At 39.0% G+C, this 23213-nt stretch carries 23 protein-coding genes; 17 read left to right on the top strand and 6 right to left on the bottom strand.

Translation table 11 applies throughout. The features are described 5' to 3' along the window. Window positions 1-33 precede the first annotated feature (33 nt). From ACG916_RS06415 to ACG916_RS06405, 3 genes are all read left to right on the top strand, one after another. Window positions 34-324, top strand: coding sequence for a hypothetical protein (locus ACG916_RS06415; RefSeq protein WP_419327670.1), 291 nt, complete (start codon window positions 34-36; stop codon window positions 322-324). Between the two features lie 124 nt (window positions 325-448). Further along, window positions 449-727 carry a hypothetical protein gene (locus ACG916_RS06410; RefSeq protein ID WP_419327669.1) on the top strand — a complete coding sequence of 93 codons (279 nt, stop codon included), beginning with the start codon at window positions 449-451 and terminating at the stop codon, window positions 725-727. Window positions 728-934: 207 nt separating this feature from the next. Then, window positions 935-1765 (top strand): XAC2610-related protein, encoded by an 831-nt coding sequence (locus tag ACG916_RS06405; protein WP_419327668.1) that lies wholly within the window; start codon window positions 935-937, stop codon window positions 1763-1765. Between the two features lie 109 nt (window positions 1766-1874). Here ACG916_RS06405 and ACG916_RS06400 read toward each other — a convergent pair whose 3' ends face one another. Next, window positions 1875-2405, bottom strand: a complete 531-nt coding sequence (locus ACG916_RS06400) for an SEL1-like repeat protein (RefSeq protein WP_336953552.1) — start codon at window positions 2403-2405, stop codon at window positions 1875-1877. Window positions 2406-2545: 140 nt separating this feature from the next. Here ACG916_RS06400 and ACG916_RS06395 point away from each other — a divergent pair, with 140 nt between their 5' ends. The 14 genes from ACG916_RS06395 (at window position 2546) to ACG916_RS06330 (ending at window position 16723) form a co-directional block, all read left to right on the top strand. Beyond that, entirely contained in the window at window positions 2546-3832 is a 1287-nt protein-coding gene (locus ACG916_RS06395) for a glycosyltransferase family 4 protein (RefSeq protein ID WP_336953553.1), read from the top strand. A 31-nt stretch (window positions 3833-3863) separates the two neighbouring features. Beyond that, complete coding sequence (locus ACG916_RS06390; protein WP_004725875.1) at window positions 3864-4415, top strand: phosphatase PAP2 family protein; 552 nt, start codon at window positions 3864-3866, stop codon at window positions 4413-4415. Between the two features lie 218 nt (window positions 4416-4633). Then, window positions 4634-4834 carry a Fe-S cluster assembly protein IscX gene (gene iscX / locus ACG916_RS06385; RefSeq protein WP_419327667.1) on the top strand — a complete coding sequence of 67 codons (201 nt, stop codon included), beginning with the start codon at window positions 4634-4636 and terminating at the stop codon, window positions 4832-4834. 143 nt (window positions 4835-4977) lie between these two features. Continuing rightward, a complete protein-coding gene (gene ndk, locus ACG916_RS06380; RefSeq protein ID WP_004725878.1) occupies window positions 4978-5409 on the top strand; it encodes a nucleoside-diphosphate kinase in 432 nt (143 codons plus the stop codon). 178 nt (window positions 5410-5587) lie between these two features. Next, window positions 5588-6832 (top strand): dual-specificity RNA methyltransferase RlmN, encoded by a 1245-nt coding sequence (gene rlmN, locus ACG916_RS06375; RefSeq protein ID WP_419327666.1) that lies wholly within the window; start codon window positions 5588-5590, stop codon window positions 6830-6832. Window positions 6833-6897: 65 nt separating this feature from the next. Continuing rightward, the gene (gene pilW / locus ACG916_RS06370) at window positions 6898-7701 is read left to right on the top strand and encodes a type IV pilus biogenesis/stability protein PilW (protein WP_336953555.1); all 804 of its coding nucleotides are present in this window, start codon (window positions 6898-6900) and stop codon (window positions 7699-7701) included. Next, the gene (locus ACG916_RS06365) at window positions 7692-8480 is read left to right on the top strand and encodes a helix-turn-helix domain-containing protein (protein WP_336953556.1); all 789 of its coding nucleotides are present in this window, start codon (window positions 7692-7694) and stop codon (window positions 8478-8480) included. Before pilW ends, ACG916_RS06365 begins: the two co-directional genes overlap by 10 nt. A gap of 21 nt (window positions 8481-8501) precedes the next feature. Further along, entirely contained in the window at window positions 8502-9617 is a 1116-nt protein-coding gene (gene ispG, locus ACG916_RS06360; protein WP_004725885.1) for a flavodoxin-dependent (E)-4-hydroxy-3-methylbut-2-enyl-diphosphate synthase, read from the top strand. Next, window positions 9614-10909, top strand: coding sequence for a histidine--tRNA ligase (gene hisS, locus ACG916_RS06355; RefSeq protein ID WP_419327665.1), 1296 nt, complete (start codon window positions 9614-9616; stop codon window positions 10907-10909). Before ispG ends, hisS begins: the two co-directional genes overlap by 4 nt. A gap of 30 nt (window positions 10910-10939) precedes the next feature. Then, on the top strand, window positions 10940-11641 hold the full coding sequence (locus ACG916_RS06350) for a YfgM family protein (protein WP_336953558.1): 702 nt from the start codon (window positions 10940-10942) through the stop codon (window positions 11639-11641). After that, window positions 11641-12789, top strand: coding sequence for an outer membrane protein assembly factor BamB (gene bamB / locus ACG916_RS06345; RefSeq protein ID WP_336953559.1), 1149 nt, complete (start codon window positions 11641-11643; stop codon window positions 12787-12789). Before ACG916_RS06350 ends, bamB begins: the two co-directional genes overlap by 1 nt. 200 nt (window positions 12790-12989) lie before the next feature. After that, the gene (gene der / locus ACG916_RS06340) at window positions 12990-14399 is read left to right on the top strand and encodes a ribosome biogenesis GTPase Der (protein WP_004725892.1); all 1410 of its coding nucleotides are present in this window, start codon (window positions 12990-12992) and stop codon (window positions 14397-14399) included. Between the two features lie 59 nt (window positions 14400-14458). Next, on the top strand, window positions 14459-15130 hold the full coding sequence (locus tag ACG916_RS06335) for a 4'-phosphopantetheinyl transferase family protein (protein ID WP_419330225.1): 672 nt from the start codon (window positions 14459-14461) through the stop codon (window positions 15128-15130). Window positions 15131-15511: 381 nt separating this feature from the next. Beyond that, window positions 15512-16723 carry an ammonium transporter gene (locus ACG916_RS06330; protein ID WP_419327663.1) on the top strand — a complete coding sequence of 404 codons (1212 nt, stop codon included), beginning with the start codon at window positions 15512-15514 and terminating at the stop codon, window positions 16721-16723. Window positions 16724-16817: 94 nt separating this feature from the next. Here ACG916_RS06330 and rsfS read toward each other — a convergent pair whose 3' ends face one another. The 5 genes from rsfS to ACG916_RS06305 all read right to left on the bottom strand — a co-directional run bounded on the left by rsfS (window position 16818) and on the right by ACG916_RS06305 (window position 23050). Further along, window positions 16818-17219, bottom strand: a complete 402-nt coding sequence (gene rsfS, locus ACG916_RS06325) for a ribosome silencing factor (RefSeq protein ID WP_336953562.1) — start codon at window positions 17217-17219, stop codon at window positions 16818-16820. A 102-nt stretch (window positions 17220-17321) separates the two neighbouring features. Then, window positions 17322-18116: a hydroxypyruvate isomerase family protein gene (locus ACG916_RS06320; protein WP_419327662.1), complete on the bottom strand. Its 795-nt coding sequence runs from the start codon at window positions 18114-18116 to the stop codon at window positions 17322-17324. A 91-nt stretch (window positions 18117-18207) separates the two neighbouring features. Then, window positions 18208-19083, bottom strand: coding sequence for an NAD(P)-dependent oxidoreductase (locus ACG916_RS06315; RefSeq protein WP_419327661.1), 876 nt, complete (start codon window positions 19081-19083; stop codon window positions 18208-18210). Window positions 19084-19119: 36 nt separating this feature from the next. Beyond that, window positions 19120-19911, bottom strand: coding sequence for a crotonase/enoyl-CoA hydratase family protein (locus ACG916_RS06310; RefSeq protein WP_419327660.1), 792 nt, complete (start codon window positions 19909-19911; stop codon window positions 19120-19122). A gap of 331 nt (window positions 19912-20242) precedes the next feature. Further along, entirely contained in the window at window positions 20243-23050 is a 2808-nt protein-coding gene (locus ACG916_RS06305) for a GacS-like sensor histidine kinase (RefSeq protein WP_419330223.1), read from the bottom strand. Window positions 23051-23213 lie beyond the last annotated feature (163 nt).

Genomic DNA, 23213 nt, shown 5'->3' with positions numbered 1-23213 from the left:
GCTAAAATTAATAATAAAAAAAGAAAATAAAACATGACATTAAATATGTATTTAGTCAGCATCAGTATGCTTGGCTGTTGTGCTATATATCCAGTATATGCACAGAACGTGAGTGTTGATGATTCTATGCAAAAGCCTAGGCAGAATCATAATCAGCTTCAAAATACACAAAATAAATTACTCGATGAAAAGATTGCGCACAATACTTTAGAAAAAGCCAAACAGTCTTTAAATGCGGCTCATCCACAACAGGTCATCGCAGCATTACAGACTGCAATTCAGTATTTTGAAAAATACCAAAACAGTAGCCAAGACACTCTCTAGGCTGCCAATGGAACAGCTGAAACCTTGCAATACCTAACATTTGATATGGGAAAGCAAAAAATATTCGAGTTTTTCAGCTTGTTGGGCTGATTTATATTTTCAAGTCGCTTATGCGTTTATTGAAATGAATGATCTAAAAAATGCTCAAGTTAAGTTAAAACGTGCTTTAACGCTATCACCTTTCAATAGGGAGTATTTAAAAGAGGCAGGCTTTATTCAGCAAGCACAAAAGCTGTGGCAAGCGTCATTGGAAAGTTTTAAAGTTGCTGAACAGCATCTGTATTTGCTTGAGCCTGAAGAAAAAAGATTGGCGATTCAACAGAGGGTAGGATGGAGTTTAGGGTTGAGTTTGATTGAATTAAATCAACAGGATGAAGCTACTCAATATTTTATAAAGTCTTAAAGCTTGATCCCTCGAACGCAAAAGCATGTAATGAATTAAAGTACACTGAGGAGTTAAATAAAAAAGGTCATGTTGCCAAGCAGCCAATTGGTCGCGTCTAAATCGCGCTTTTTAAAGTCATCTTTAGAGTAGCAATTTTTAACTAACAAAAATTTATTTTGTGATAAATTACACATTATTGATTATGGTTAAACGTGGTATTCAAGCATGAAATCTAAACTTCTCATCGCAATGACGACTTTGTCTATTTCATGCTTTAGTTTTGCTGAAACGCAGTCCACTTCGACCAACACTGCGCTAAAACCGTTGAGTGGCGTACGCGTATCGATGCAACGTATGCTCAAGTCGAGTGAAGGTCGATACTTTATGAACCTTTATGCGGGGGTTGCTCATCCGCATGGTGTGTTGACCGATTTAATGGATGGTACAACAACAGATTTTAAAGGGACACAAAAAGCTGATCAGTTGGATTTAAAGTCGATCACTGCTGATTCAGATTCTTCTGCAAATGGTAGTGATCAATTAACTGGTTTATTGAATGCAAATACAGGCGTGTTTAAAGCAGCATTGTTAAAGAAACCAAATACTGCTTGGCAGTCGATACAGTTTGAGCCTGCTTTTAAAGTCAGCAATAAACCTGTTTTTATCTTTAAATTTTATGGTCAGGATGATGCTAATAGTCCTTATGGAAAAACCTTAAAACGTGTTGATGTATTAAATAAAACCAACAATACAGTGGTACAGAGCTTGTCAGGTTTTAGCGGTTATCCAAACAGTATTGGCTATATGGATATTAATTTTGATGGTTATTATGATGTCATTGTGTCGGACTTGTCACAAGGTCGTACAGTTGATGATAAACGCTATATTTACTGGATGTACAATCCGAAAACACAGCAATTTCAACGTTCTCCGCAACTGGAAAAAATTGTTGGTTTCCCAAGTTTACATGGTGAAAAACAACAAATTGATTTTGGTAATGGACAGCTTTATCAAGTTCAGAATGGTTTGTTAAATCGTATTGCTATACAAAACTGATTTTGTTGTTACAAGCACAATGATAGATTTTACAAGGCTAAGTTTTAAAGCGAGGCTTAGTGAAATCCATATTTGTTATTGGATTTGAATAAATATTTGAACTAAGTTTTTAATTCAATTTTGTCGCGTTGTTGAGTTGTTGGATATATTTCACAATCATTTGTTTTTCTGATTCTCCTCCTTTTTTAGTTGCATAGTGCTTTAAGGCCTGTGGGCAATATTGTTGCGCTTTTTGATAATTATAAACTCGATCTTCTGGTTCAGCGTAGGCATGGCATAGATGGAAAGTAGATTCAGTTTGTCCTAAGTCCGATGCTGTATGCCAAAGTGTTAGTGCTCTTTGACGATTTTGGGTTACACCAAATCCATAAAATAATAAAAAGCCTAGATTATTCATGCTGTCAATTTGGAGCTGATTAAATTTTGCATTTACGGGTCTAATTTGAATTGTTTTCGCCCATTGGGTGGCGGCTAAGGAAAATTCTTGATTTCTATAATGGCACGTCCCTGTAAAGAAGTGTTGTGTTATGGAAGACTCTTGCTTAAGTTGTAAAGTGCTGATCGAACAGTCTTCTTTTGCAAAGCAATTTGTAGTCAATAAAATGCTGGAAAGCATTGCTGTATATACATAAATTTTCATGAGTTTTACTTTTTAAGTGTGTAATATTCTAAGGAGTAAGCTAAGTACATGTCATATTGTAAAAGAAACGTCACGAAATAATCATTAAAATGTCAAAAACTTAGCCTAATCTATTCAAAAATGAAGAGATTAGGTATCGTATGAATAAACCGTACGCGAACACCTTGCAATTTAAACAACAAGATTTTCCCGATAACTTTAAATTTTATTTTAATCCAAACAAGAAAAAAATCGATACGAATAAAGACCAGCTTATTCGTGACTTATCCCGACCTCGACTAAAAATTGCAATCGTGACTGAAACATGGCCACCAGAAATCAATGGTGTTGCTTTGTCTTTAATGCAACTGTGTAAAGGCTTACAAAACCAAGGCCATAAAATATTACTAATTCGCCCTGCACAAAAGACCCAATGTCAAGACTTTAGCCCAAATAAAGAGTGTTTGGTGACTGGGCAATCAATTCCGAAATATCCAGACATGAAGTTTGGCTGGCCCCAATTTCTAAAAGTCTCTCAAGCGATTTCAGCATTTTCACCTGATGTGGTGCATATCGTGACTGAAGGGCCTTTAGGCTTTACTGCGCTGCATGCGGCAAAGACACGACGAATTCCGGTATCAAGTGGTTTTCATTCACAATTCCAAGAATTTAGCCGTTTCTTTGATTTAGCATTCTTGGTCAAACCAATTCAAAGTTATTTGAGATGGTTCCATAACGCAACGCAACTGACCTGTGTGCCAAGCCGTGATACAGAACAAGCATTACGTGAGTTTGGTGTGACCTGTCCATTGGTTGTGGTCGGGCGAGGAATTGATACTGAACGGTTTTCATCACAACGCTACTCCGAACAGTTGAGACAACAGTGGGGTGCAGATGAAGACACCACAGTCTTGATCTATGTTGGGCGTTTGTCTTCTGAAAAAGAAGTCAATGTGGTGATTGATGCCTATTCTGAACTGCGACAACAAGCACAACGAAAAGTAAAGTTGGTGCTGGTAGGGCATGGTCCAGATCGTGGTCGTTTAGAAAAAATGCCCGGTGCTGAACATGTGATTTTTATGGGCAGTCTAACTGGCACACAACTTGCTGAAGCCTATGCGAGTGCAAATGTTTTTGTTTTTGCAAGTCAAGTAGAAACCTTTGGGAATGTCGTTATCGAAGCGATGGCGAGTGGTTTACCGATTATTGCTTATGACTATGCCTGTGCTCAACTTCATGGCAGACATGCACAGAATGGCTGGTTATGTCCAATTGGAGACATCAAGCAATTCACTCAACATGTATTAGATATTCCAGATAACAGCACACTCAAACGTTTCGGGCAACAAGCGATGCATGATGTGCAAAGCATCGGATGGCAACATCCCGTACAACAATTCGAAGAAGCACTATACCAGGTAACGCAGTATGCAAAACGACTGACCTAGTTCATCTCAAATAATGAGAGGAGAGTGGAAAATGAATTTTAAAAATACCAAAATAAAAATGCTCGATCTCGACCTTAGAGGTTGTTTATATCTCAATAATTTATCGCATACCCAAAGTATTGCGACGTTCTTTAAAACTGTGAGCCGTTTGGGAGATGGTCCTTTCTGGTGCGCAATGTTGGTTCTGATTTGGCTACAAAAAAGCTGGATCTATGGTCTGCAACTTCTTTATGTCGTTGTTATGGGACTTTTAGGAACAGGAATTTATAAGTTCTTAAAGCATAAAACAGTGCGACCACGACCTTATCAAGTTCATCAAGTCATTATTCTGGGTGAACGACCATTGGATCATTTTAGCTTTCCGTCAGGTCATACGTTACATGCGGTCATGGTCACAATTGTGTTTGGTTATATTCAGCCAGTGATGTTGTTTATTATGATGCCTTTTACCATTCTTGTGGCGTTATCGCGGATGGTTTTAGGTCTGCATTATCCAAGCGATGTCATTGTTGGCGCACTGATTGGTGCAAGTGTCGCGAGTTTGATTGTGTTAAGCGCACCATATTTAGGAGTGATGTTATGATGGTTTACTTACTGCTGGTCTGTAATTTTATTTTTAAAGAATCTGATGATTTTGATCATCAAGGTTTTAACTTTGAATAACTGACTCAATTCAATCCGTCTTGTAAATTAAACGCTTGAATCCGTGGTGAATCTTGTAAATGTCTAGAATGATTTATTTCTGAATGAATTGAGATTTGATACAGTAGCAGAATTAAATTGAGCAAAGGAAGACCTGATATGGGCTTACGTTGGACAGATACAATTGATATCGCAATTGAACTCAGTGAAACGCATCCAGATGTGGATCCACAATGGGTGCGTTTTACCGATATGCATGCATGGATTTGTGCATTGCCAGAATTTAGTGATGATCCAACCAAATCGACTGAAGGTCTGCTAGAAGCCATTCAAATGGCATGGATTGATGAAGCGAATTAATGGCTTGAGATGTTGCTGAATGATGCTAAACGTCACAGCGCATCGAAAAATCCAAATTTTTTACAGATTAAAAGCAGAAAATTGTTCATTATTCGGTATAATGCGCCCAAATTTTCGTGTCAATTTGACTAAAGGAGCCACTCATGGCTATTGAACGTACTTTATCTATCGTAAAACCAGATGCAGTTGCTAAAAACCACATTGGTGACATCTTTGCTCGTTTCGAAAAAGCTGGTCTTAAAATCGTTGCGACTAAAATGAAACACCTTTCTAAAGCAGAAGCTGAAGGTTTCTATGCTGAGCATAAAGAACGTGGTTTCTTTGGTGACCTTGTTGCATTCATGACTTCTGGTCCTGTTGTAGTATCTGTTCTTGAAGGTGAAAACGCAGTTCTTGCTCACCGTGAAATTCTTGGTGCTACAAACCCTAAAGAAGCTGCTCCTGGTACAATCCGTGCAGATTTCGCTGTAAGCATCGATGAAAATGCTGCGCATGGTTCTGACTCAGTTGCATCTGCTGACCGTGAAGTAAATTACTTCTTCGCTCAAACTGAAGTTTGCCCACGTACTCGTTAATTCGACGTATCTAGGGTCTTTTTTTCTATACGAATAAATCTCCGATTTATGAATTGATAACAGACCCGAAACCAGATAGGTGATATACTACTTGTCTGGTTTTTTTATTTTTGTTGCTTTATTTGGCTAAATATTGGTCAATATGTTTTATTACTACGGCATGATTTAGGTAATCCCCATGAATTCTGAAGTTGTCGCTTCATCGTTAAATCTAGATGAACAGCAGCCTGCATCATCAAAATCTGCACAGGCTGATCGTATTCAGACTGCAAATGTGCAGAAAGTGAATTTACTTGGCATGTCACGTCCGCAATTGGAAAAATTCTTCGAAGAAATCGGCGAGAAAAAATTCCGTGCTGGGCAGGTAATGAAATGGATGCATCAATTTTTTATCACTGATTTTGCTGAAATGACCAATATTTCAGGAAAGTTGCGTGAAAAACTAGAAAGAATTTGTGAAATCAAAGCGCCGGAAGTAGTGCATCGTAACTATTCGAAAGATGGAACCCGTAAGTGGGTATTCCGTGTTGGCGATGGTGCGGGCTCTTTGGTTGAAACGGTATTGATTCCGGCAGAAGATAAAACAGGTTTACGTAAAACACTGTGTATTTCATCACAAGTGGGCTGTGCTTTAGATTGCTCATTTTGTTCAACTGGAAAACAAGGTTTTCAGCGTGATTTAACCCCTGATGAGATCATTGGACAGTTATGGGTGGCCAACTATTCTTATATGGAAGAAGTACCTGTTGCTGAACGTGAGCGCTCGGTAACCAATGTGGTGATGATGGGAATGGGTGAGCCATTACTCAATTATGACGCTGTATTGAGCTCAATGAATATCATGTTAGATGATTTCGCTTACGGAATGTCTAAACGTCGAGTTACATTATCAACCTCAGGTGTTGTACCCAAAATTGACCAATTGGCACAAGATATAGATGTGGCTTTGGCGATTTCTTTACATGCGCCAAATGATGAATTACGTAATGAATTGGTGCCGATTAATAAAAAATATCCATTAGCACAATTAATTGCTGCATGTCAGCGTTATATTGCCAAAGATGGTAATGAAAGTTCTCGTAAACATGTCACCATTGAATATGTAATGTTGGAGGGTGTGAATGATCATCCTGAACATGCACAGCAAATGATTAAGTTACTGAAAAACTTACCAAGTAAAATTAATTTAATTCCATTCAATCCTTTTCCGCATGCGCCATATGGCCGTTCAAGTCGAAATCGTATTATTTCTTTCCAAAAAACTTTGTCTGATGCAGGTTTTGTGTGTACGATTCGTCAGACACGTGGTGATGATATTGATGCGGCGTGTGGGCAGTTGGTCGGGCAAGTGGCAGATCGTACCCGTCGTGCAGAGCAGTGGAAAAAGAAAGTTGCTGAACGTGGTGAGATTATCCGTTCATAAGCTTAAAGATTTGTAGGCATACATTTATATCAACAAATAAGCAGGGGCTGACTTTGAGAAAATCGATGTATCAAAAAGCAGTTGTAATATTGGCAATTGGTTTATCTGCATTGGTCGTACAGGGTTGTCAAACGACAAATTCAGACACAATAATAAAAAAAGATCCTGAAAAAGCCGTTAAAGTACGTACTCAGCTTGCTGCTGAATATATCCGTACAGGTGATTTAGATGCTGCAAAACGTGCATTAGATCAAGCTTTAGAAACTGATTCACGTGATTCAGCGGCAAATATGATGATGGGTGTCTTACTGCAACAAGAAGGAAGTAAGATTAGTCTGGAAAAAGCGGATGGCTATTTTAAGCGTGCGATTTCCAGTGACTCAAAAAATGCACAAGCTCGTAATAATTATGGAACATATTTATTTGTTACTGAGCGCTATAATGATGCGATAGAACAGTTGAGTATAGCTGGTACTACGCTTGGTTATGACCAACGTTACAAAGCTTTAGAAAATCTAGGTCGAGTTTATTTAAAAGTAGGTGATGTGGCAAATGCTGAAAAAGCATTCAAACAAGCTTTACAAGTCAATCGCGATTCGATTATTTCTCTGGTAGAGTTATCAGAGATTTTCTATTTGCAACAAAAAAGTGTACAAGCAAGTCAACTCTATGAGCAATATGTTCGTTTAGTAGGTCAGGACAAACAAGGTGCTAGAGCACTTTGGATTGGTTTACGTATTGCACGTGCCAATAATGATCAGATGGGAATGCAAGTGTTGGTGAACCAACTACGTGCATTATTCCCGGACAGTAAAGAATATCAACGTTATCTGCAATTACAGTACAGTACTGAGGCCGTATGGAAGTAAATCCTAATTCACAGCAACCTACAGGTTCAAACGTAGCATCTAATGGCTTAGGAAATGTTCAACGTCCAGGTGAGTACTTGCGTCAAATTCGAGTCTCCAAGAACCTAGACATTAAAGATGTTGCAAACGAACTAAAAATGCCTGTAAAAACCTTACAAGCATTGGAACAAGATGAGTATAAGTCTTTGCCAGAAGCAACCTTTATTAAAGGTTATTATCGTTCATATGCCAAGTTTTTAGGTGTTGATGCAACAGTAGTCATTCAGCGTTTTGATGAAATTTATCAAAATGATACAGGGCTTTTACCAAATCATGCATTGAACAATTCCCCAATCAAAATTATGGGGAAACTGCCTGGCTCAAACAGTGATCGTAATAAAAAGTGGCTAAAGCGAATTTTAATTGCCATTGTTGCGATTGCTGTGATTTGGGCTGTGATTGCTGGAATTCAAAAAATAACATCGGGTAAAAGTACTGATGTAGATAGCAAACCACAAGAATCAGAAGTAGAAGTGTTGAATTTAAACAATTCTACAGCAACTTCAGGTGATCAAATGGTGTTGAATTTCAGTCATCCTACTTCTGTACATATCGTAGATAGTACAGGAAAAGTTTTGGCGACTGGTCGTCAGTCGGCTGCTTTAACTGTCAATGGCCAATCACCATTCCAAATTCGTCTTGATGATGCAACTGCTGTGTCATTAAGCCTTAATAATGAACAGATTTCATTGTCTCCATATACAGTGAACGGAAAAGCAGAATTCCGTTTGTCACGTTAATGGGCAAGAGTAGATAAGATCATGATTGAGAATCCAATCAAGCGCCGTCCCACTCGTAAAATACGTGTAGGTTCGGTGTATGTCGGTGGTGATGCACCTATCAGTATTCAAAGTATGACCAATACTGAAACCTGTGATGTAGATGCAACAGTTGCGCAGATTCAACGCTGTGCGGATGTGGGTGCGGACATCATGCGTGTTTCTGTACCGACTATGGAAGCTGCTGAAGCTTTTGGTGAAATTCGTAAACGTGTCACTGTACCATTGGTTGCAGATATTCATTTCGATTATAAGATCGCTTTGAAAGTTGCCGATATGGGTGCGGATTGTTTACGAATCAATCCGGGTAATATTGGTTCTGAAGCTAAGATTCGTGAAGTTGTTGCAGCTGCACGTCATCATGATATTTCCATGCGTATTGGTGTCAATGCAGGGTCTTTAGAAAAAGATATCCAAAAGAAATATGGTGAACCAACAGGTCAGGCTTTACTTGAATCTGCAATGCGTCATATCGATATATTGGATCGTTTAAATTTCCATGAGTTTAAAATTTCAGTAAAAGCATCAAATGTATTTTTAACAATGGATGCTTATCGCTTATTATCTGCTCAAATTGATAATCCATTACATTTAGGTGTAACTGAAGCTGGGATTTATCGTACCGGTTCAGTGAAATCTGCGATTGCTTTAGGTGGTTTGCTGTTGGATGGCATTGGTGACACCATGCGTATATCATTGGCAGCTGAGCCTGAAGAAGAAGTAAAAATTGGTTTTGATATTTTAAAATCTCTGAGCCTTCGGTCAAATGGGATTAACTTTATTGCTTGTCCAAGCTGTTCACGTCAAGAGTTTAACGTGATTAAAGTGATGCAGGCTTTAGAGGAACGGTTAGAAGATATTCGTACCCCAATGGATGTGTCTGTCATTGGTTGTAAAGTCAACGGTCCGGGTGAAGCAAAAGAAGCTGATATTGGTATAGTCGGTGCAAGCCCGCGCTCACTCGTGTATCGTAATGGCGAAAAGAGTCACTTAATAGATACAAATCAGTTGGTTGATGAAATCGAAAGCATGGTTCGTCAACGTGTTCAAGAGCTTGAAAAAGCTAAAGCTAAAGAGATTATTCGTAGTTCATCATGAGTTCAATTGTCGCAATTAAAGGTTTTAATGACTTTCTTCCATCGCAAACACCTGCGTGGAGACGTCTTGAGCAGCACTTAGCATCGCTTATGGATGCATACGGTTATCAGCAAATCCGTTTGCCAGTGGTTGAACATACCAACTTATTTAAGCGTTCAATTGGTGATGCCACTGATATCGTTGAGAAAGAAATGTACACTTTCTTCGATAAGGGTAATCCACCTGAATCTTTAACTTTGCGTCCAGAAGGCACAGCGGGTTGTGTACGTGCGATGTTGGAACATAACTTACTCCGTGGTGCAAATCCGCGTGTGTGGTATGTTGGACCGATGTTCCGTTATGAAAAACCGCAAAAAGGTCGTTATCGTCAGTTTCACCAATTTGGTGTGGAAACTTTTGGTGTGGCGACACCTGATCAAGATGCTGAACTGATTCTTATGACTGCGCGTTTATGGAAACGCATGGGTGTTGCGGATAAAGTTCAACTTGAATTGAATACGTTGGGGGAGTCGGATGAACGTGCAGAGTATCGTGCTGCGTTGGTTGAGTTCCTTACAGCACATCACGCTGATTTGGATGAAGATTCACAACGTCGTTTAACCACCAATCCATTACGAATTTTAGATTCAAAAGATATTCGAACTCAGCAAATTCTTGAAAATGCACCAAAATTGCATGATTTCTTAAAAGAAGAAAGTTTGAATCATTTTGCTCAATTGCAACAGTATTTAACTAATGCGGGTATTGAGTTTGTCATCAATCAAAAATTAGTGCGCGGTTTAGACTATTACAACAAAACTGTTTTTGAATGGACAACCACACATTTAGGTTCTCAAGGAACAGTATGTGCGGGAGGTCGTTATGATGGTTTGGTTGGACAGCTTAAAGGTAAGCCGGATCAATCTGTGCCCGCAGTTGGTTTTGCCATGGGTATGGAGCGTTTATTATTGCTTCTTGAACAAGTTGAAGATAATACGCCAGTGCGTGAATGCGAGTTATTCTTGGTATCAGATCCAGCAACACAAGGTCAGGCTTTGGTATTGGCTGAAAAAATTCGTGATCAACTTGAAGCTCTAAATAGTACAATTCGTTTGAAAACAGGTTCACAGGGTTCAATGAAGAGTCAAATGAAGAAAGCAGACCAATCTGGTGCTATCTATGCTTTGATCTTTGGAGAGCGTGAGGCTGAAGCACTACAAGTTTTAGTCAAAGAACTTGCGACAGCAGAACAATATGAAATTAAGGTCACTGAAATTGTGCCTTTCTTCATAGAAAAATTTTCGTCAAAATAAGCCGATAATCATAAGGAAAAGGGGAGTCAAATGAGTGCAATGACTGATGATGAGCAACTGGATAGTGTGAAGTCATTTTTTAAGAAATATGGCTCAGCTATGGTGACAGGTGTCCTCATTGCATTGATTGCCTTTTTCGGTTGGGAATATTGGCAAAAGAAAACTCTGGCTGAAAATCAAAATGAGACAGCCAAAGTTCAGCAATTGATGGATGAGGCGAGAGCAGCTAATGGGGATGCTAAAGTTACTGCAGCTTTAGTCGCATCAGCAGATAAAATTGTGAAAGATAATCCTGATTCAGTTCAAGCGATCCAAGCACAAATTGTCATGGCAAAAGTTGCTTACGATAAAAATGATTATGCATTGGCTGAGCGTGAACTCAAAAAAGTTGAAAATTCTAAAATTAAAGATGCTGGTTTGTTACAAGTTGTAAAAATAAAACTTGCCGATGCACAATTGGCGCAAAAGAAGTTTGATGAAGCTTTGAAAACCTTGTCAGCTGTGAATGATCCTGCTTTTCAGGCCAGTGCTGACGAGTTGAAAGGTGATATTTATGTGGCAAAAAATGACACCGAAAATGCAAAAAAATCGTATCAAGCAGCATGGAATGCGGTCGTTGAACGTAAACAAGAACGTCAAATTTTACAAATTAAACTCGAAAGTGTTGGCGTATTAGTAGAAGATCCTGATCTTGAACGCCCAATTTTAGCAACACAAGTGGATGAGTCTTAATGGATAGAAATTTTAAAATACCTTTTGCTTTAGCAATCTTATCAATCGCTTTAATCGGCTGTTCAAGTAATAAGACGAAAGAAGTGAAGATTAAGCCTAATCCACTGCCTAAAGTTGCACAAGCCTCGAGCTTGGTTCAAGTATTTTCGACCAGTGTATCTTCGACCAGCAGTGAAGATGCATTACGTCTACGTTTAGATACAGACAATGGTGTTGTGTTTGCTTTAGATCCAAAAGGCGAAGTGGCTGCCTATAAAGGTAAACAGCGTCTATGGAATGCTAAAGTGACCAAAGACGGCTTAAGTTCTGGTGTTGAAGCGGCAGATGGTGTGGTTATTGTGGGTAACCAAAAAGGGCATGTTTTTGCATTAGATCAAGCGACAGGTGGGACCAAATGGTCTGCGCAATTGTCGGGAGCAATTATCAGTTCTGCTTTAATTCAGTCTGGTCGTGTGATTGTGGTTGCAAATGACGGTACAGTTTATGCCTTAGATGTTGCGACAGGTCAGCAAGCGTGGACTTATAAATTACCAAGCGCTTCATTTAGCTTAAGAGGCCAAGCCACTCCAGTTAGTCTAGATCCACGTACAGTGCTTATCGGTACCTCTACTGGCTATATTTTTGCAATAGATAGCCTTGCGGGTGTACCGCGTTTACAACGTCGTGTTGCGGTATCTGAAGGGCGTTCTGATATTCAGCGTTTGATTGATGTGGACAGTGAGCCTGTTGTTTCAGGACAGTATGTGGTTACGACAAGTTTCCAAGGTCAAGTCACTGTTCTAGATTTGGCTTCACAACGCGTTTTGTGGAGTGAAAACTCAAGCAGTATCAACCGTCCAGAAGTGACTGATGGTAAAGTCATCGTATCGCAAACTGATGGTCAGATTATTGCTTATGACTTGATTACAGGTCAGCAACTTTGGAAAAATGAGCAACTGCTCAATCGTAACTTAAGCAACCCTGTATTGCTCGGTTCAAATCTTGTTGTGGGTGATTTAGATGGTTATTTACATCAAATTGATCCAAATACTGGAACAACTTTAGGGCGTGCTAAAACCAGTGGTGAAGTCCGTACTTTGAGAGTGATTGACAATCAAGTTTATGTTTCGACACGCAAAGGTGCTATGAGTATCTGGCAAAGTCGTTAACAGTTAATCAACAGACACGATTAGGATTCTCTATTTTTTTAGTCTTGTGTTAAAATAGAGCAATCCGTATGAATTCCATACACGGGGTGATTGAAAATCAATACCCCGTGTTTTTATTTTAGGTTTTTCCTATTCTTCTTCCTATACATTTCTGATGTTCAGACCAGTCATACTGGCTGATCTTGAATAAAGGTTATTTTATGAAACCCGTAATTGCGCTCATTGGTCGTCCAAACGTCGGCAAATCAACGTTATTCAACCAGATTACCAAGAGCCGTGATGCACTCGTTGCTGATTTTGCTGGTCTTACCCGAGATCGTAAATATGGTGATGCAACTTATGAAAATAAATCTTTCATTGTCGTTGATACTGGGGGTATCGGTGAAAATGAAGGTGGTATCGACTCATATATGGCAGAGCAGTCCAAAACTGCGATTAATGAAGCTGATATTATTGTTTTTGTTGTCGATGCACGGGCTGGGCTACTGGCTTCTGATGAGCAGATTGCCCGTGAATTGCGTACACTTGGTAAAAAGGTTTACTTGGTTGCCAACAAAGTCGATGGTGTGCACGCTGAAGCTGCATTAGTTGAATTTTATAAACTTGGTATGGGTGAACCCTTACAAGTTGCGGCAAGTCATGGCCGTGGTGTTCAACAAATGCTTGAGGATATCTTGGTGGATGTCCCTGAAGATGAAAACCCAGAAGAACACGATAAGGCAACAGGTCTACGTTTAGCAATTATTGGTCGTCCAAATGTCGGAAAATCTACTTTGGTTAACCGTTTGTTAGGTGAAGATCGTGTTGTCGCTTTTGACCAACCAGGTACAACTCGTGACTCGATTTATATTCCGTTTGAGCGTGATGGTCGTCAATATACCTTGATCGACACTGCTGGTGTACGTCGTAAAGGTAAAGTTGATGAGATGATTGAGAAATTCTCAATCGTAAAAACCCTACAAGCGATTAAAGATGCGCATGTCATTGTAGTGGTTTTAGATGCACGTGAAGGTGTGGTTGAACAAGATCTACATTTGATCGGTTATGCACTCGAAGCTGGTCGTGCCATGGTGATCGCCATTAACAAATGGGACAACATGACAGAGTATGATCGCAAACAATGTAAATTAGATGTTGATCGTCGTTTTGACTTTATTCCTTGGGCAAAAGTGCATTTGATTTCTGCTTTACATGGAACAGGTGTGGGGGAGATGTATCCAACTATTCACCGTGCTTATGATTCATCCCACTTAAAAGTTTCACCTGCAAAATTAACCCAGATTTTGAATGATGCAACTGAAGCACATCAACCGCCAATGATCAGTGGTAAACGTATTAAAATGCGTTATGCCCACATGGGTGGACAAAATCCACCAACGATTGTGATTCATGGTAATAAGGTTGATAAGACCCCTGCGGATTATCGTCGTTATTTAGAAAATGTCTTCCGTAAAGTGTATAACCTTGAAGGTACACCGGTTCGCGTTGACTTTAAAACAGCTGAAAATCCATTTGAAGGCCGTAAATCTCAAATTGATGAGCGTGTTGCAGCACGTCGTCGTCGTTATGTACAGAAATTTAAAAAGGCTGAAAAGAAATTTAGAAGCTAAATTTAGCGTTGAACACATTAAAACCCAAAGTGATCTTTGGGTTTTTTTGATTTAAGATAATGAAAAATGTTTGGGAATGGATTGTGAATCGTATTATTCAATTGGATGTTAATTCTATTCAAAATATTCTTCCGACTTACCATTCGATCGATCGAAAGGGGCAGATCCAAGAACTGAAACAGGCGATCTATCAATATAGAAACCAATTATTGTCCGATATTTTTTCAGTTGAAATCAGTAACCACTCTTTTGAAAAAACAGATTTTGGTAAACCCTATTTAATTGATTATCCAAAGTTTCACGTGAATCATTCACATAGCCAGCACCATTATGCTTTGGCGAGTAGCCAGCAGATCCAAGATTTGGGTGTAGATGTTGAGGACTTAGATAGAAAGGTGCGCTTTGAGGCTTTAGCTAAACATGCTTTTCATCCCCAAGAATATCAGGCTTGGCAAGCGTTAGACTTTGATCCTACTTTTTGGTTTAAGGTGTGGACCACAAAAGAGGCGATTTTAAAAGCATCGGGCCTAGGGATTCGTTTGAGTCTAAATGAGCTAAATACTGGAGTGCATGTGATGAATGATGGTGGGATCTCTACGCATCCGTTATTGGGCAGCTTTGCCTATCAAAATCTCCAGCTGAGCCGAGTTATGCTTACGGTGGCATGGCGTTCTGAATTATCCTGTAAGGGTTTTGCATTTCCACAGATTCAAATCATTCAACATGGCTAATTAAAGACCGTATAGACGTTTTCATTCAGCATAACATATAAATTGCAACAACGTTATTCCATATTGGAGTGTGGCATCTATACGTCTAAGTGTTGAAATTTTTCAACCTTAAGCCACCTGTATTGCAAATCGGCATTATTTAATAAATCCAGTTAAATGTAAGCTGCTTATCTTTAAATAAAAATAAATAGTACTCGATCACGAACAAACAATCTTGCTAGTCGTGTGTACTTTGGAAGCTATATTTTTTACATAAAAATTAGTTTATTTCTCCATGAAATTCTCTATACTTGATAAATTAAATGATAATTAAGTAGCGAAAATACTAATTATTGTGAATTTAAAGCGATGAAAAAGCGATAGGTTAGGATTAATTATATAGTGCGATTTAAATACTTCATCAGCTTAATTTGCATCATATTTTTTTATCCAAATTTTAGTTTTGCTTCAAGCTTAGAAAGTGATCTTGCTGCTTTTAATCTCATTACCAACTACGAGCTTTTATTCTTTGGTGGAATATTTGTCATTCTGATGCAAGCTGGTTTTGCTGTAGTTGAAGGCGGATATGAAAATACCTATAAGTCAATTTCCGCATTATTGGTTAATTATATTTCAGCAATTTTAGGAACGCTTATTTTTGGTTTCTTCTGCGCAAAAATTCTCCTTGCAGGTGATGCCTACACCGAAAAATATATGAATGGCATGCTACATGGCTGGCATTGGAATTTATTGTTTTTTTATACTTTGATGGCCACGACAATAACCACTGTAGTTGGACGAGTGATTCCGAGTAAAGTTCCTTTATTTGTAAACTGGATAACCGGTTTAATGATCGCAGGTGTGATCTTTCCGTTCTTTAGTAGCTGGACCTGGGGCAATATCTTATTTGGCAAGGGCTGGTTAAAAGAATTAGGCTTTATTGATTTTGCAGGATCAACTGTGGTGCATTCCACTGCGGCTTGGATCGTTTTGGCGGGATATTTAACCTTAAAACCTCACGACCGACAAGAAATCTTAAAAAAAGATTTAATCTTTGAGGATTATAAGATTTTATCTTTGGCATTGGCTGGTTTTATTCTTTGGCTGGCGTGGTCAGGTTTAAATGTGGTTTATATCTCGGCATTTTATGCGGATATTGGGTTAATTGTTGTCAATGCTTTTGCTGCACTCTTTGGGGCAATGGTTGCATCCTTAGTTTTTTCTTTGGTATTGAATAATAAAATTATTTCATGGGTTGAAATGATTAAAGGTGCTTTAGGTGGTTTAGTTGCGATAACGGCAAGCTGTGGCTTGGTGAATTTATCTTCAGCATTGATTATTGGCTTAGTCTCAGGCTTATTGACCATATATTTACCTCGTTTTTTGGCTTATTGGATTGATTCTAAACATATTCGTGAAGTTGTTGTGGTACATGGTGTTTGTGGAGCATGGGGGACACTGGCTGTTTCTTTGACAGATAACCCCGTGATTAATTTAGCCAACAAGGCCAGTGTTATCGATCAAAGTATTGGGATTGTGGTAAATTTTGTGTGGAGTTTTGGCGTTGCATTCTTATTATTTAAACTGATTTGTAAATTGCGTAATACATACTAAATTAAGGATTCAAAAATAAAGCTTTGAAAAAAGCCAAGCACTAAAAAAAGCGACATAAAGTCGCTTTTTTTATATTTAAGTTCTGTATTAAAAGTTAGGCAACACTTTCAGGTGTCGCACGCCATAAACTTTCCAGATCATAAAATTTACGTGCTGTTGGTAGCATCACATGTACGACTACAAATCCTAAATCGATAAGGATCCATTCAGCGTCTCGTTCACCTTCAACACCAATTGGGCGAAAGCCTGCTTTACGTGCTTCTTCAGCAACATTGTCAGCAAGTGCTTTAACATGGCGTGTTGATGTCCCGCTCGCGATGACAATTGCATCTGAAACGTTGCTAATAGCGCTGACATCAAGTTGAATAATATCTTTGGCTTTTACATCAAGTAGAGCTTCTTGTACGACTTTTAAACAAGTCTGTACATCTTCATTTTGAGTGTTCATTGCAAGTTCGTGAGAATTAGAAGCGCTGGGCGATGGTTCTAAATTCATATAAGGTATATTTTCCAGAAAATATCTCACCTTCTAATATAGCGCTTTTGTCTAAAAAATACAAATTATACAATGCAATCGTTTGCCTAAGTACACACTGATTTAATAGCTATGGTTGTTTGAAAAATATTTTTCTTTCCATGCAAATGACTGATTTGAATGAGATTGTGGTTTGTATTCTGCTGCAATAAAGCCTGTGTAGGCGCTTTGTTTTAACCATGAAAAAATTGCAGAATAATCAATTTGTGCAGTATCTGGTTCGTGACGACCTGGGCAGTCAGCAAATTGGATGTGCCCAATCCAATCAATATTTTCTTGTAAGGCTGCCAGTACATCTTCGCCCATCATCGCCATGTGATAACAGTCAAATTGCATTTTTAATGCAGGATGCTGTACTGCTTCTAACATTTCTTGGCCTTGTGCAATATTTTGAACTAAGAACCGTGGCATGTCTGTACCATTAATCATTTCAAATACAGGCTGAATATCACGATTAGAGAGCAGATGACAAGCCAGTTTTAAATTGTTTGCCAATGTATTTAAACAGGGGAGTAAGTCGGCATCTTGTGGTTGTTTACCTGCTAAAATATTGACGTTTGGAACATTGAGCGCTTCTGCATATTCAATTGCAAGTTCTAAGGCTTGATGAAATGCTAGTTCTAGACCAGGCACACCAGCAAGACCGTTTCCACCTTGCATCAAGTCACCGGTGGGAACGTTGATCAGGCAAAGGCTGAGGTCATATTGTTCAAGCTGTGCTTGAATCTCTTCAATGCTTAATTCATACGGAAATTGAATTTCGACATTGTGGAAGCCATGAAGATGTGCCAAAGCAAAGCGTTCAATGAGCGGCACTTCAGTAAAAATCAAGGATAGGTTTACTGCGAGTTTAGTCATAAGAACGCTCCTTGCTATATTTGGACTCTCATCTTCAATGTAGTAGGCAATAGATTATTTTTCAACTTATTTATGTGTAGTTCCGTGTATTTTAACCCGATTTATTTTCCACTTGATGAATGACTGTGGCTAAATCAGACTCAGCAAATCCGTTGTTTTGATGGCTTTGTAATTGTCCCAGTGCACGTTGAGCCACAGGGATTTCTAAATCAAATTTTTGTGCAAGTTGAATGGCATTATTTAAGTCTTTAGAAAGCGTTTGTACTTTCCATTGTACGGGCTCAAAAGTATGTGTCGCCATGCGTGGGGCTAAAATTTGGAAAGGTTTTGAGTCGGCAAAACCACCAGCCAAAGCCGGCGCCAATAGGGTTGTATCTACACCTGCTTTACTGGCAAGCGCAACAGCTTCCGCGATCAAGGTGCTATTGGCAGCAACGATCAGTTGGTTGCAGATTTTAGTGGCTTGTCCAGTACCTGTTTCACCCATACGGGTGACACGCTGTGACAGGATATTGTAAATGAGGCTCAATGCTTGGATCACCTCAGCATTTCCCCCAGCGAAAATGACCAGCGTGCCATTTTCAGCACCTGCGGTTCCACCTGAAACAGGTGAGTCAATCCAAATCACCTGTTTTGTTGTTGCGCTTTCCGCCAGTTGCTTGGTTTTATCTACAGATAAACTGGAGAAATCCACAATCACTTGCTTGGCTTGTAAATAGGGCTCAATGTGCTCATAGACTAGCTGTACAGCTTTATCATCAGCAAGGCAGCTGAGAATAATCGGATATTCTGCAATATTCTCAAGTTGTAATGGGTGAGCACCTAGATCAATAAGGGCGTCACAAGCAGATGCTGTTCTGTTCCAGACAGCGACATGCAAGCCTGCTTGGATTAATCGGGTTGCCATACGGCTACCCATTAATCCCATCCCTAAAAATGCAATTTTACTGTTACGATCAAAATTCATTTTATAACTCAAAAAGCTTTCAATAATAATTTTGGATTATTTGTATTGGCGCGGTAAAAATTTTAATTCAGGATTTTTATCCTTTTTACGTGCAATTTGACTATTTTTACCCAAGAGTAATTTTAACTGCCAAATCTTCTCTAAACGTAAAGATTTCTGAGGTTGATGTTCCATAGCATCTAAAACACGTTTAGCAGCCATCAGCGCATCTGGCGAGCGTTGCAGCATCTCTTCTGCAATGGCTTGAGCTTTTGCCAACGGTGAGTCGTCTACATGCGTCACCAAACCAATGTCTTTGGCATAATTGCCATCAAAAATACGTGCAGTGAGAGTAAGCTCTTTGGCTAAATCAATACCAATCACGCCCTTGATTGAGCGGGTTAAGCCCATGTCAGGCACAAGCCCCCAACGGCTTTCCATGATTGACATTTTAGTCTCTGGGTGTGCAATACGAATATCTGCAGCCAATGCAAGTTGCATCCCTGCACCAAAGCAGAAACCTTCAATTGCTGCAATGACAGGGACAGGCAGTTCTTGCCAGATCAAAAATGCTTTTTGGAATAGGCTTTGACCAGGTTTAATCAGTTCCCAAGCAGCAAAGGCTGTATTTTTTGGACTATTTAAGTCAGCAAGGTCAATACCTGCACTAAATACATTGGCTTCACCTGTTAGAATCACCACACGAATACTGCGGTCTTTTTTAATCTGTTGTGCGACGCTTACCAGTTCTCGGAGTAAAGCAAAACTCATGGCGTTGCGTTTATCTGGACGATTTAATGAAACTGTTGCGATACCATTGTTTTTTTCTATGTGTAGTAGTAGTGCCATGATCTTGACTCATTTTTTCCTTGGTCATCAGCATAGCATGTGAATTGAATAGTTACATGACAGTAGAGTCACCGAAACTGTGTTGGTGTGCCAATTGGATGGTAAAGCCAAAACAGGGTTGAAACAGCGGCTTGTATAATTTTATTGGATTTCTAAAAAGATGATTGCAATGAAAAGATCATTCTAATTCATGGTGATTTAAAGAAACAATAAAACCGTATGTAAGATAAAACCCACAGTAAACTTGGGTTTTATACAGACGATTTAAAACAGCTCAAAACGCCTTAAGAAAAGCATTTATAGAGCTGAATCGGATAGAACAGCGCTGTATTTATGAAACGGGTAAAATCTGCTGTGCAGCTGTTTCAACTTCATGAATCGCCAATTGAAGTTCATCAAAGCGTTTCATCACATCTTGGATAAAGGCTTCATCTGCTTTACGACGATCTTTGCGTAGCATCGAAATAAATTGTTCGAAATCGCCTGTAATGCGTTGCAATTTTGGTGTGCCGACATAACGGGTTGCACCATATAAGCGATGTAAGACATGCTCTAATTGAGGGAAGTCTTCCAGCTCAATGAGTTGCTCAATTTCAGCTAGCTCTGTTGGGAAGCTGTCGACTAACATTTTTAACAAATCTTGTGCGAGATCTTCTTTATTGGCTGCTAAAGCAAGACTTTGTTTCCAATCTAGAATATAAGCATCCAGCGCTTCGATATATACTGTATTTTCGATAGGTTGCTGATGTTGAATAAATTTATCGCTTGTCCAATTGGTGAGGATTTGAATGATTTGTTCAATTTGGATCGGCTTGGTTACATAATCATCCATACCGACCTTGAGTAATTTTTGTTTTTCATCGGCCAATGCGTGTGCTGTTAACGCAATAATGGGCATACGCATACCATCTAAGGTTGATTCCAAAGAGCGGATCGCCCGCGTGGTATCAATCCCTGACATGACTGGCATTTGAATATCCATAAAGATGAGATCAAAAGGCTTCGCACCTTGTTCAACCCCTTGCTGAATAATGGTTAAAGCTTCTTGACCACTGAGTGCCTTAGTGGTTTTTACATTCAATTCGCCTAACAATGCTTCAAGCACGATCAAATTCGGTAAATGATCATCTACAGCTAAAACATGTAAATCTTGCCCTTTAAAGTCTTTGTGATGCTCTTGTTCAAAGACAGGTTGATTGCTGAGCAGTTGAATCACTGAACTACGGCTCAGTGGTTGATATAAAGGACGCGCTTTATATTCAGTCAACATATTTGGATCAAGTGACATTTGATAACCATATACCGCTAAATGACCTTGATAACGACCACGAATTTCTTTAAGTAAGGCTTCAGTATCTCCACTATGATCAACGATCAACCATGTATTTTCAGTATTTTTTTCTAGGCTGTTTAGTCTGCTAAACAGATCTAAAATCGATTGTGCTTCGGCATGTCTAACTTGATAGTCTTCTAAATAATGACGTAATACATTGGCTGTTGCAGGATGGGCCAAGAAAGACACCACATTTAAGTTTTTAAATGATGGGTGAACAATTTCTTCATCTTCATTCACCGTTAACAGGGCAGTAAACCAAAAGGTTGAACCTTTTTCAGTAGGTGCACGTTCTTGGTTATCTTCAAAGCCAATTTGACCATGCATCAAATGTACTAGCTGCTTAGAAATGGCTAAACCGAGTCCTGTACCACCAAATTGGCGAGTGACAGAAGCATCACCTTGAGAGAATGATTCAAATAGTCGTTTACGATCTGTACCACTTAAACCTATTCCACTGTCTTGCACACTAAAATGCAGTAAACATTGCCCAATATCATCATGTTCCATACGCGCACGAACAATAATTTCACCATCGGGTGTGAATTTAATCGCATTAGAAATTAGATTGGTCAGTACTTGTTTAAAGCGTAAGGCATCACCAATGACATGCTTAGGCACATTGTCTGCAAAATAGAATGCCATCTCGATATGTTTTTGCGCTGCCAATGGCGAGAGCATATCCATGACATCGAAAATTGCTTCTTCTAGATCAAAGGGCGCGGTCTCAAGTTCTAATTTACCAGCATCAATTTTTGAGAAATCGAGTACATCGTTAATCAGGGCTAATAAATGTGCAGAAGACTTGCGAATGGTCTGTAAATATAAACTTTGATCATTGCTTAAATTGTCTTGGCGCAACATCAAATGGATAAAGCCATCAATACTGTTTAACGGGGTCCGCAATTCATGACTGATATTGGCAAGGAAGACTGACTTTGCCTGATTGGATGAAATCGCCTGATCACGGGCTTGTTTATAGGTAATGTTTTGAACTTCTAAGGTGTCTAATGTACGACGTAAATCATCTTCTGTTTGTTCAGTATGTTCTTTTAGTTCAAGGAAGCTGAAATGTAGCCGTTTCACCACATTGGCAATATCACGCTGTAATAAGCGTAGTTCACCGGTACTGTTGATCACCATATGTTGATCAAGCGTATCTGCATTTAAACGTTGCAGTTGCATCCGAATTTCGTACATCGGTGCAATCCACCGTCTTGAATAGAAGTTTAGACACAATAGAAGTAGCAAAAGGGTTAGCAAAGCAGTCGTAATCAAAACGATCATGACACGATAATGTGCAATTTCTAAAGGTTGATTATCAAGTTCAATCACCAACCACATATTTTGATCAGAGTTGATGGGGTTAAGTTTAATCCCATAAATATTATTGTACTTATTTTGAACAGGCCCAAAGAATGTGCCTGATTTTGGAATTTTTGGCCAAGCACGCTGATTTTGGTAGCCAACGCTTAAATGATTGACATTATTTTCATCTATGATTGCTGCACTCAATAAATGCTTTTCGTTAAACATTTTTTGTAAAATGCTTTCAGCTTTTGCGTGTTGTGTTGGATTTTGTTCCATTACTGCGGTGAGTTGCTCAGCAGTATATTGGTAACGACTCAATATCGCGATGGCTTGGAAACGCTGTTTAGACTTGGCAGCAGCTGACGTTTCAGAAAGAACAAGTGCTGTTCCAACACCTGCCAAAATCATAATTGGCACGAAAATTAACGCAATAAGTTGACCATAAGCGTGATTGAGTTTTAAGCGTTTAAAGAGTTTTTTATTGAAATTCGACATTGTTCCAGCAACTCATTGCCCATGGCAAAGATATTAACATGCTTTAATCATCCTGCATGACAATATGACTAAAAATCTTGAGAATTGGAAATAAGTTATGCTGTTTTATAGATAACTTTATCATTTCTAATTCTAAGTAAAGTTTATTTTTTTATATGTATTT

Source organism: Acinetobacter legionensis, assembly GCF_048552295.1.
Taxonomy (GTDB): Bacteria; Pseudomonadota; Gammaproteobacteria; order Pseudomonadales; family Moraxellaceae; genus Acinetobacter.
This window is presented reverse-complemented; position numbering and strand designations above follow the sequence as displayed.